This is a genomic window from Aeromonas sp. 159 (assembly GCF_963862045.1).
Classification (GTDB): Bacteria; Pseudomonadota; Gammaproteobacteria; order Enterobacterales; family Aeromonadaceae; genus Aeromonas; species Aeromonas veronii.
This window is the reverse complement of sequence record NZ_CAWLMI010000101.1, coordinates 1-11,235: the sequence shown is the minus strand read 5'-3', so window position 1 is coordinate 11,235 and position 11,235 is coordinate 1. Positions and strand designations below refer to the sequence as shown.

9 protein-coding genes and 1 pseudogene are annotated in these 11,235 nt (G+C 55.5%); 1 reads left to right on the top strand and 9 read right to left on the bottom strand.

All coding sequences use genetic code 11. From position 1 onward, the window contains the following. From rluE to AACR14_RS15670, 5 genes are all read right to left on the bottom strand, one after another. Positions 1-795, bottom strand: a 795-nt coding sequence (gene rluE / locus AACR14_RS15690; RefSeq protein ID WP_019446859.1) for a 23S rRNA pseudouridine(2457) synthase RluE, incomplete at its 3' end; no start/stop codon positions are given. Positions 796-899: 104 nt separating this feature from the next. Continuing rightward, the gene (locus AACR14_RS15685; RefSeq protein ID WP_019446858.1) at positions 900-1,667 is read right to left on the bottom strand and encodes a PTS sugar transporter subunit IIA; all 768 of its coding nucleotides are present in this window, start codon (positions 1,665-1,667) and stop codon (positions 900-902) included. Further along, positions 1,667-1,972, bottom strand: a complete 306-nt coding sequence (locus AACR14_RS15680; RefSeq protein ID WP_005334611.1) for a PTS fructose transporter subunit IIB — start codon at positions 1,970-1,972, stop codon at positions 1,667-1,669. Before AACR14_RS15680 ends, AACR14_RS15685 begins: the two co-directional genes overlap by 1 nt. 218 nt (positions 1,973-2,190) lie before the next feature. Further along, positions 2,191-3,597, bottom strand: coding sequence for a hexose-6-phosphate:phosphate antiporter (gene uhpT, locus AACR14_RS15675; RefSeq protein ID WP_005334609.1), 1,407 nt, complete (start codon positions 3,595-3,597; stop codon positions 2,191-2,193). A gap of 579 nt (positions 3,598-4,176) precedes the next feature. Then, positions 4,177-6,087 carry a PTS fructose transporter subunit IIABC gene (locus AACR14_RS15670; RefSeq protein WP_019446857.1) on the bottom strand — a complete coding sequence of 637 codons (1,911 nt, stop codon included), beginning with the start codon at positions 6,085-6,087 and terminating at the stop codon, positions 4,177-4,179. A gap of 630 nt (positions 6,088-6,717) precedes the next feature. Between AACR14_RS15670 and AACR14_RS15665 the strand changes: the two are divergent. Beyond that, a pseudogene (locus AACR14_RS15665) lies at positions 6,718-6,906 on the top strand (IS5/IS1182 family transposase); the annotation flags it as partial. 74 nt (positions 6,907-6,980) lie between these two features. On the opposite strand, the gene AACR14_RS15660 reads toward AACR14_RS15665, so the two are convergent. The 4 genes from AACR14_RS15660 to AACR14_RS15645 form a co-directional block, all read right to left on the bottom strand. Further along, complete coding sequence (locus tag AACR14_RS15660) at positions 6,981-7,985, bottom strand: DUF4435 domain-containing protein (protein ID WP_083851958.1); 1,005 nt, start codon at positions 7,983-7,985, stop codon at positions 6,981-6,983. Next, on the bottom strand, positions 7,982-8,953 hold the full coding sequence (locus tag AACR14_RS15655) for an AAA family ATPase (RefSeq protein WP_019446854.1): 972 nt from the start codon (positions 8,951-8,953) through the stop codon (positions 7,982-7,984). The genes AACR14_RS15660 and AACR14_RS15655 overlap by 4 nt, the downstream gene beginning before the upstream one ends. A 581-nt stretch (positions 8,954-9,534) precedes the next feature. Beyond that, on the bottom strand, positions 9,535-9,798 hold the full coding sequence (locus AACR14_RS15650) for a hypothetical protein (protein ID WP_019446853.1): 264 nt from the start codon (positions 9,796-9,798) through the stop codon (positions 9,535-9,537). 221 nt (positions 9,799-10,019) lie between these two features. After that, positions 10,020-11,057, bottom strand: coding sequence for a Mal regulon transcriptional regulator MalI (locus tag AACR14_RS15645; protein ID WP_019446851.1), 1,038 nt, complete (start codon positions 11,055-11,057; stop codon positions 10,020-10,022). Between the last annotated feature and the right edge of the window lie 178 nt (positions 11,058-11,235).

Genomic DNA, 11,235 nt, shown 5'->3' with positions numbered 1-11,235 from the left:
GGGACGCTCGTCCCGTCTCGGCTGGCTGGCCCGCCGTGGCGCATCCCCTGCCGGTTTGGCCGGTTTGGCGGTATGAGCGCCTGAACGGGATGAGGAGGGACGCGGGCGGCCGGTGGAGAGCGGTGCCAACTCGGGAGCGGGCAGGCAGCGGCTCTCGCCGGGAGCCAGACCATCTAGCGTCCAGTCACCGATGGCGTAGCGAATAAGGCGCAAGGTGGGGTGGCCGATATGGGCGGTCATCCGCCGCACCTGCCGGTTGCGCCCCTCGATGATCTTGATCTCCAGCCAGCTGGTGGGGATCTCCTTGCGATCGCGGATCGGCGGATTGCGCGGCCACACCGCAGGTTCATCCATGATGCGCGCCCCGGCGGGCAGGGTCATGCCGTCGTTGAGCTCCACACCGGCGCGCAGGGCGGCCAGTTTCTCTTCGCTCGGGATCCCTTCCACCTGCACCCAGTAGGTCTTGGGGGTCTTCTCCCCCGGCTGGGTGAGGCGCGCCTGCAGCTTGCCATCGTTGGTGAGCAGCAACAGCCCCTCGCTGTCGCGATCGAGCCGCCCTGCGGCGTAGATGCCGTGCTCTTTGATGTAATCCTTGAGAGTCTCGCGGCCCGCCTCGTCGGTGAACTGGCAGAGCACCATGTAGGGCTTGTTCAGCAGGAGCAATTTGCGATCCTCTGGGGCCAGCTCCGGTTTGCGGGGGGATGCATGGCGGGGTGCGGCGGGTTTGGCCGCCGTGCGCGGGGCGTTATCGCGCGGCGCGCGGCTGACAGAGAGACGGGAGCGGGGAGATTTCATCGGATACACACTTCAGACAGACGATGGCAGCGAGTGTACCACAGGGTGCTGAGGGCAGGATGAATGGCTGGCGTTACAGCAAGCAGCGCCCAGAGCCAATTCGCCTAGCTCAGCAGGCTCTCGATGACGATAGCCTGACGGGCGGGGGCCGAGCCCGCCAACAGCAGGGCGTGGCTGACCACATCATCGATCATCGCCTGCGCCAGTCGGGTGAGGGGGCGCAGGGTCTCCCGTCCGCTACCGACCGGCACCGCCAGCAGAATAATGGTCTGCACCGGCCCGATTTGAGAGCCCCACTCGATGGGCTTCTTGCAATTGAGCAGGGTCAGCGCTGGCTGGCTGATCCCTTCGCTCAATACATGAGGCATGGCAAGGCCGGGGCGGATGATGGTGGCCGAGACCTGCTCGCGCCGACTGATCGCCTCCTCCAGCGCGGCTCTGTTGCTGACCAGCTCGGCGGGCAGCAGATCGATCAGATGCTCGAGGGCCTCGGCTTTGGTCAGCGGTTCGGGGCTGTGGGCCAGCTGGCGCAGGGCAAAATGGTAGTCGGGCAGGGCGTTGGCCAGTCGCAACTCCGCCAGTGCGGCGGTGCGCGAGCGCACCAGCGGTTGACCCAGCTCCCCGCACCAGCAGGTGAAGGCCATGTGGGCGAGCTCGGCATCGCACCCTTCAATCTGCAACTGGCAGAGATCGCCGGGCTGGGTGGCGAGGGTCAACAGGGAGAGCTGGTTGCTGGCGGCAACGGTTTGACGCCGGGTAAGGTTGGCGCAGCGGATGGTGGATTTGAACATCCCCGCCAGCCGGCTCAACTGCTTGGCCTGGGTGATGCTCAACCCCTGCTGGCAGTAGAAGGTGATTTCGCGGGTCAGCATCAGGCCGGGATCGGCAGGGCCTTGAGTACGGCGTTGGCATCCAGCAGCACGGTTTCCAGTCTCACCTGATGGATGGTGCAGCCGAGGAAGCGCTCTTTCTGCTCAATCTCGATATCGGAGGCAATCAACACCAGGTCGGCGCTGGCAATATCGCGGGCGGTCAGCATGTTCTCCATGCCCATGGCGCCCTGAGTCTCGACCTTGATCTTGAGTCCCAGCCCAGTGGCGGCTTTTTGCAGGGCATCGGCAGCCATATAGGTATGGGCAATACCGGTCGGGCAAGCGGTGACGGCGACGATCTTCATCTGCTCTCTGTGATGCTGACAAGGGGGAGCAACAAGATAGCGCCAGCGGGGGGCTTTTACCAAAAGTCCATATGAAAAGTGGGATCTTGATGGGGATATGCCCGTCCCTTGAACGGCAGTGCAGGCTGATATGGGCCAGTCGGGTGTCTGGTTGCTTCAAACAACAAGGGCCACCCCTGTGGGTGGCCCTGAACAATCTGCGTCTGTTGTTATGGCTATCAGGCGGTCTGGGCGGCCAGTTCGGCGGCTTTCAGTTCGCGCTTGATGCGGCGGATCTTGCGCTCCTCGGCGACCGCGACACAACCCATCAGCACCAGACAGGCGGCGGCTGCGATATCCAGCGCCGCGAAGGTGCCGGTCCAACCGGTCAGACCGAAGATGGGGGTGCCATCGGCGATCATGCCCAGACCCAGTTTGGCGAAGCTGTCACCAATCAGGTAGGCAAAGGTGCCCTTGACGCCATCGGCCACGCTGATGCCCTGCTTGGGGACGAAGCCCACGGCGGCGACGCCGATCAGCAGTTGCGGACCAAACACCAGGAAGCCCAAAGTGAACAGGGAGCCCAGGAACATGAACTGGGTGGTGGCATGCTGGTAGAGACCCAGAGTCGCGATGATCAGCGCCAGCGCCACGCAGGCAACCAGACCACGACGGCCATTGGCCAGATCGGAGAGGTAACCCCACATCAGGGTGCCGACCAGTGCGCCCACTTCGAAGAAGGTAAAGCCCTGAATAGCCACGTCTTTGGAGAAGCCCAGCTCCTGGTGGGCATAGACGGTAGACCACTGGTCGATACCGATACGCACCACGTAGAGGAAGATGTTGGCAAAGCAGAGCAGCCAGATCACCTTGTTGAGCAGCACGTACTTCACGAAGATCTGCCACTTGGTCAGCTTCTGCTCTTCGGTAGCGATATCCTCTTCGCTAGCCACTTCGTCAAACAGCTCTTCCACCTTGCCAAGGCCGTAGGCTTCCGGCGAATCGCTACCAAAGCGCAGGCCGATAAAGCCGACGATCAGCGCGATGATGGAGGGGAAGATAAACATGCCGAGCACGTTGCCATCAAACAGGTAGTTGGCACCGAACAGCGCCACACCGGCCGCACCGGCACCGCCCACGTTGTGGGAGAGGTTCCACATGCCCAGATAGGTGCCGCGCTTGTTGCGAGGGGTCCACTTGGTGATGGTGGAGTAGCTGCACGAACCGCCACAGCTCTGGAAGAAACCGCTCAGGGCGTAGAAGAAGATCATGAAGTAGAGGCTGAAACCGGTGCCGCCCATGCTGGCACTGAAGCCCAGCATGCACAGAGCGGAGAGGATCAGCATCAGCGGCAGGAACTGCTTGGTGTTCTTGCCATCGGCGTAGTAGGAGACGATGGTCTTGCCCACCCCGTAGGTGATGGAGAAGCCAAGGCCGATCATGCCAAGCTCGGTCATGGAGAGACCGTACTCCTGGATCATGTCATTTTGCGCAATGTTGAAGTTCTTGCGGATCAGATACATGGTCAAATAGCCAATAAATACAACCAGATAGGATTGCATAAACGGCTTGAACCAGAGCTTGCGCCGGGCTTCGACCGGCAGGTCCAGGGTGGGGACCCGGACCTGTTGGAGCAATTTCAACATCTTCGTTCATCCTCTGCGAGATAGACGGTATTTCCGCCGCGCCCCTCATTTGTAGATAGGTTGTTCGAGGTCACGCCACGGAAGGGGGAACGGAACGTCGGGGCTGTCAGCCGTTGCTGCGCTCGACGCTCCATCCATATAAACCCGGGCCCGGCACGGGATGACGGGGCGCATTGCCCGTCGCGGTGCGGGTCACGACATCAGGTGGGGTGACTCTAATAAGAGGGGCAAAAAATGGCTTGAGAGCCATCCCTAGTGGGGCTAGGAAATTTTCCTAGTTTTTGCGCTTTCGCGGACAAAGCGTGAGAAACATCACACCGCTGACGCCGGATTGCTGCCATTTCAGCCAGTTTGGCGCTCTGTGTGAGTGCTGGGCTGGTGGGATGGATAGGCCAGAAGGGAGCAAGGGAAAGGCAAGGAGAGAGGTGAAGGGAGAGATGAGGGAAGAGTGCTTATCGACCACTATTTCTCGGGGGGCGATATTGGGAAATACGGCCCGCCAGCTATCCACAAAAAACAAGAGGCCACCCCGTGGGGTGGCCTCTTTTATGCTCTATGAGCCGCGATGGCGAGAGGGACTCAGGCCGCCTTGGCCAGGGTCACCTCGTCACTCTTTTTTACCCGCAGCTTTTTCAGGGCAACCGCGACCACGCCGGTGACGATGGCACCGCAGATCATGCAGAGCAGGGCCAGCAGCGGCTTGTTGACGGCACCCAGCAGGGCCACGATGGGGCCACCGTGGGCAACGCTGTTGGTGATTCCGAACAGGAAGGCCATCACAGCGGCGGTCATGCTGCCCAGCACGTTGGCCGGAATCACGGCCAGCGGGTCACGGGCGGCGAACGGAATCGCCCCTTCGGAGATACCCACCAGACCCATGGCGCCAGCGGCTTTGCCCGCTTCGATCTCGGACTCGTCGAAGATGCCTAGCTTGCGACCGAGTACGGTAGCCAGCGACATGCCAAGGGGGGCAGCCGGGATGGCGCAGGCCATGGCACCCATAAACTGGGTCTGACCGGAGGCGATCATGCCGACGGAGAAGAGGAAGGCCACCTTGTTGACCGGGCCACCCATATCAAAACCAGCCATACCACCCAGCACGATACCCAGCAGCACCAGACTGCCACCGCTCATGGAGAGCAGCATGGCGTTGAGGCCAGTCATCATGTCGGCAATCGGGGCGCCGATGATGAAGATGAATACCGCAGCGATAAAGAGCGACCCGACGATGGGGGCGATCAGGATCGGCACCAGCGGTTGCACCATCTTGTGGTACTGACGAGTGGCAATCCAGCGCACCAGATAACCGACCAACAGGCCCGCGATGATGGCACCGATAAAGCCGGTACCGGCGTCAGCGCCGTAGAAGCTGCCGTTGTTGGCGATCCAGCCGCCGATAAAGCCCGGCGCCAGTGCCGGACGATCACCGATGGCGTAGGCGATATAGCCCGCCAGAATGGGGATCATCAGGGTGAAGGCGGCCACGCCGACGTTGAGGATCTGGTTCCACATGCTCCCTTCCGGGATCTGCATGCCGCTCGGGGTCGGGTTGCCGCCGATGGCCAGTGACAGGGCGATCAGCAGACCACCGGTCACCACGAACGGGATCATGTGCGATACGCCGTTCATCAGGTAGCGGTAGAGATCCGAGCTGCCGCCGCTGGCGCGCTTCTCGTCACCCTTCTTCTCATCCTTGTCTGCCACATAGGCGGGGGCTTTCAGGGCCTGCTCAATCAGACCCTTGCCATCCTTGATGGGGGCTTTCACGCCGGTCTTGATGAGGGGTTTGCCAGCGAAGCGGGCCATGTCCACCTGCTTGTCACAGGCCACCACGATGGCGGCGGCGCGGGCGATCTCGTCCGCAGTCGGGCTGTTCTTGACGCCGATGGAGCCGTTGGTCTCCACCTTCACCTCATAACCCAGCTCCTTGGCGGCGCGCTCCAGCGACTCGGCCGCCAGATAGGTGTGGGCGATACCGGCCGGGCAGCCGGTGACACCGATGATCAGCCCCTTGTTGGCCGCAGGTGCGGCAGCCGCTTCCTCTTTCTTGGCCAGCAGCAGTGCCAGCGCATCGGCCGGGGTTTTGGCTGCCAGCAGGGCATCGATAAAGCCCTCTTCGATCAGCTTGGCGGAGAGCTCGGCCAGCACCTCGATATGGTGGTTGGCGCCACCGGCCGGGGAGGCAATCATGAAGAACAGTTTGGACGGCTTGCCATCTTCGGCGCCGTAGTCGATGCCGTTGCGGCTGATGCCTATGGCGACGGCCGGGGTGCTGACCGCCGCACTCTTGGCGTGGGGCAGGGCAACACCCTCTTCAAAGCCGGTGTTGTCCAGCTCTTCACGGGCCCACAGATCCTTGACGAACTGCTGCTCGTCGCTGACCTTGCCTTGCGCGACCAGCAGGCGGGCCATCTCGGTGAAGACCTCTTCCTTACGCGTCGCTTTCAAATCGAGGTTGATCAGATGTTCATTGATCAAGGTGGTTATCATGGCGCTCTCCCCGCTCCGTTGCCGGAGCCTGTTGGCATGCCGCCCTTGCAGGCCGGCATGCAGACAAAATTGACCCGACTATTATCGCGCCGGGGCAGAGGTCACCCTATCGGACAAATGTGCGAATAACTGGATTTTTGTGCGCCATCACCTTGAGTGTGACCCTGATCGCAAAGCTGAACAGCTGCCGAATTGGGGGCGGATTGAATCGCTCGTATTTTTATTGATGATTAAAATCAATTGGTTGTGTTTGTTCGTGGTTCAGCGCTTTGGCCGTGCGGTGAGTTTTTACTCAGCGAATGGGGGCGCTCTGTCTGTAAATTTGTGAGGTGATAAACGGCTGCGGGATGTGAGCCAACGCACAGAAATGCCCCCGCTGGCGGGAAGAGAGAGGGCGCAGGGGAGGCGTGAGCAGAACAAGCTGGAGAAATGGGTTGCGCCATCGGTGCCAGACAGCTCACCACAACGGGAGAATGAAACCGCAGGTATTGGCCCCGTAGGGTGCAATGAACGAAGTGAATTGCACCGCCTGTTTGGGCAGGCTGGGTGGTGGCAAGAGAGGGGATGGACGAAAAGATAGAGGTGATAATGCGAACGTCCGAATACGCTCCGCTATTCGAACCTTCGGGCTGGAAGAAGATATCAGTGTATCACCGTCGCTCGCTGGCAGAGACGGCGATGTATCGGTTCAAGCAGTTGCTGGCGGGGAAAATCAGTCTGCGTAACTACAACGGCCAAGTGGGAGAAGTCTTGGCGTATGTAAGCGCCATAAACAAACTGAATCCCCTTGGTTTGCTCGTTAGAAAGCCCCGAGTGTAAAGGCTACTTGGGGCTGGGGCAGTTACTACCTGATTTGGGAAACAACGCCTATATGTACACGTAATATATACGACTCACGTATCTAGCTGTCTTAGCTTTGTTTTAATCCTATTATAAATAGGGTTGTTAGTATAATTGAGGGTGTTATTTAATAGTGTTTCCAAAACATTGGTTTTATTAAAAAAATTATCAATTTCACCAATCCTTACCTCTCTTTCCCCTGTTTTATCAGTACTTCGGCACTCTCTACCAACTTTCGCTTTTTCTAGACTACACAGTTTATCCCTATAAATCTTGAGCATTGGAAAAACATAGTCATCATGTAATATATGTCCCTTAATAAATTGATAGGCAGTTCCCGGAGTAAGTCCCTTGGCATTTAAATTAAAAACATAAGCATTGAATTCGTCACGTTCAGAAGACATAATATTATATGTGCCAATAAATGCTGATAGTTTTTCTTGTAAGCTAGTTAAAGCTATCGGGTTTTCTTTGAGATCTCCATGGTTTATTAAAGTGGTATTTTTAGGCATTTTCAAAACAGGCCACAGAATACCATCATGATAGTGCTTAGGCTGAGAGTTATGGCGGAATAAATGTATAGTTAGAGCATCATAAATTATATGGGAAAGCTTTAGCAGAGTCTCCGATATTTCGTTGTTATAAGATTCACAATAGACGAGCCTCTCCATTATATCTTCAATCGATTCTGTCGAACATTGAAGGCTTTCTTTAGCATACGAAAATGTGTGTAATACAAAAGAGCTATCATTTAATTGAGTTGCGTATTCATTTCTTGATGGGCATAAATAATCCATGTCGCTATCAACGCCTACGATGTAATTTTTATGAAGCTTTGAATATTCTAGTTCGAGAGTTCTTTTGCCATTTGCCTTTAGTTTTGCTGCGGCCTTAACTTCATATTTGCCAGGGCATACATGTTCAATAATATAACGCCAAAAACCAATATCATTGGGGCTTTCAACATAAAGAAGGCCTTTAGAGTTGCCAGTAGTGATTCTGGTAAACCCATGAACATAATTAGGATTTGATAATATATCACCGAAACTGGCCATCATTTTCTACCCATTTCAATATCTTCCATGTCCCGAAAAGCATCTCGATAGCCATTCATTATTATACCTGGACTATGTGTGACTATTATTAACTGAGATGAAGGGTTTATCTCTTTAATGCTGTCAATTAATGTTTCTTGCCAATTTAAATGTAAAGATATCTCTGGTTCATCCATTAAAATTATGGCGTTTTTATCTCTTCCATTAACGACTTTTAACATTATATAAAGTAATTGACGCTCACCGGATGATAATGCTTTATATGACAAAACACCTGAGCGAATACAACTAACAGTGATGTCAGAACTACTTCGTCTAATGCGCTTTCCGCTATCTGAAAGATGTTTATTCATTATGCGTCTTAATACGGTTCGCTTTGCTGGGCTCTCATCTGAATATAACTGCCTTAGTTCTAGCTCAATATAATTATCAAGCATGTTCGCACCTTCACCTTCTATTGTGGTAAAGTTGAACCGCGAATTTGCGCTTAAATCAACCGTTGAAATAAATTCAACGCTAGAATCAGTTAAAAAATTACTAATGTAATAGCTCTGTGTTGTTCTAACATTTCTTCTATATACTCGAAATTTATTTTCTTTTTTATGCTTTTTATAATTATCAAGCTTTACCGTCATCAATTTCAATATATCTTCAGAATCCATTCTACTAACATTTATATCTCTAGAATGTATGGTGTCAGCAAAAATCTTCTCAACGATCTCCCTAGAATCATCTTTGTGAAAATTTTCATAAACTATTTTTATATCATTTTCTAGCCAAAGTTCAGCACAGTCGCACAGTCGTAGTGACTCTGACTCATTTAAAGTGAGTAGACTATGGATAATACGCAAAATTGTCGATTTACCTGTGCCATTATTACCAACGAGAACGGTAACATCCTGCAAATCCATATCGATGTTTTTGTAGCCAAAAAGGTACTCTATTCTTAGTCTTCTAATTTTGTCATTCATAGCTAAAAATCCTTATGTAAAGCTCCCTAATTGTATTGTATCTATGGCTCAAGTCTACTAAAGCTCATCGATCTGAGTCGTCACTAAAGGTCATGATGTTGATATGGCCAAAGCTAGAACTTGGAAAAGTGACGCATGGAGCAATTTATGCTCTATCGGACTGCCATTGAGGTTGTACCACTTCTGTATGTAGTGAACACGCATCATGAGTGTGTATAAGGTCGACGACTATTGTTAGGGCCGTAGGTTCGATTAGCCCAGAGTAATCGGATTCTAATGAGCGGATAATCAACACCCTTCACTTTTTATCAGGTAAAACGACCCACCTCCCCCGAGTTCCAACCCTCAGCCTACAGTTTTTTTACCTGCGTGTGACCTTGGGGGCATGGCTATTCCTGCTCATGGACGTGACTCAGTCAAGGTTTGGTTGCCAACTGAAGCATCTTAACCAAGGCGGTGGGATGGCAACCAGGGGAATAGATAAAAACCAGTTTAAGATTAATAAATTACCGATGTAAGTGGGCCAGCGATGGCTTTGCGGTGCCGCCTGAGGATTTACGGTGACGAGCTTGGAAGTCGGCTTAATACTCCAGAAACTTCTCCCCGCAGCGTTCGCAGATCAGATGTTTTACATGGGTGGTCTGGTAGGCCAGTGTTTCACCAAACGCCCAGTTGGTGATGCTGCTGGAAGTAAAGGCTTGCCAGAAGGCTTTGCGCGGATCCTTGGGCATGATGTCCTGGCTGTGATCGCGGGCGACCAGCACCACGATATGGCGGGTAAGCTCCCTGCATTTGTCACAGCGATGGATTTCACTTGGCGGGTTCTGGTCGTGCGGGTTGCTCATAAATGGGCTCGTGAAGAGAGTGGACGCCCATCATATTCCTCTCCACTTGGCTCTCAATCTCTCCTTGCCGGCGCAGTGAGCAGGTTCACATTTTGCGCCCCCTCTTTGTTATTTGCCCGCGCGCCGCAGCCGTGTGCTTCTGGCCGATGCCCGCTTCTGCGGTTTGCTGGTGAGCGATGATGATATGGCGGGTGGGGTGAGCTCGGGCTTGTCCAGCTAGTTCAGGCTGATTCTCGCTTCTGCAAGTTGGGGGTGATGATATGGCGGTTGGGAGCGAGCTCGGGTTGCAGCATCCGGGTCAGCAGGCGCCTTGCCGCCTGACGGCCGATTTCGCGGGCCGGTGAGCTGACAAAGGTGAGGGCGGGGGAGGTGAGTTCGGCCTCCGCCACGTCGTCAAAACCGAGCAGGGCCACCTGCTGGCCGATGTAGTTATCCTTGCCCACGGTGCGGCCGCTCGCCTCGACGCCATAGATGGCGCCGAGCGCCACCTCGGGGTAGTGGCAGAGCACGGCGGTCACCTTGGGGTGCTGGTGCAGCAGCTGGGCGATGGTGTCGGCGGCGCTGCGCTGGGTGCGCTCGCACTCCAGTACCCACTCAGGTTTGAAGGGCAGGCCATATTGCAGCAGGCTGGCGCAGTAGCCGCCGATGCGCTCGGCGCGGGTGAGGGAGTCGGCCCGCCCGCCGACATAGGCGATATGGCGGTGGCCCTGTTCGATAAGGTAGGTGGTGGCCTGCTTGGCGGCGTGGGTGTTGTCGGGGCCGATAAAGTCCACATCATCCCGATAGTAGGAGCGGGCGGCGCACACCACCGGCAGCTCGGAGTCGATCAGGGTCTCCAGGGTTTTGGCCGCCGCGCCGCGCACCGGATTGAAGATGATGCCCGCCACCCCTTGCCGTGACAGGGAGTGGATGCTCTGCTGCAGCCGCTCCGGGCTGTGGCCGCACTGGGTCAGAAACAGCAGATAGCCCTGCTGCTCCAGCACCTCGCTCACCCCGGCGGTCACCTCGGTATAGAAGGGGTCGGTGATGTCGCGCAGGATCAGCCCCACCAGATTGGACTGCTGGCTGCGCAGGTTGGCGGCGGCGCTGTTGGGCACGTAGTCGAGCTCTTTTATCGCCTGCTGCACCCGCTCGGCGGTGGCCGGGGAGATGCGGCCCTTGCCGTTGAGCACCATGGAGACGGTGGTGACCGACACTCCCGCCCGCTGGGCGACATCGGTGATCTTGGTGGCTTTGGCAGAGAGGGATTTGGGCGACATAGGGCGAACGGACGATGGACAGTTGAGAGCGAGGCCCCAGCATACCTGCTCAGATGCTCAAGTGAAACGTTACATCACCATTGGGCCGATCCGGCTCACAAATTTGGATCCTGCTGCCAGCCAGCCCCCTTATTCTGTGATCCTGTCGGCACTTGTAAGTTGATAAAACGTTTTATCA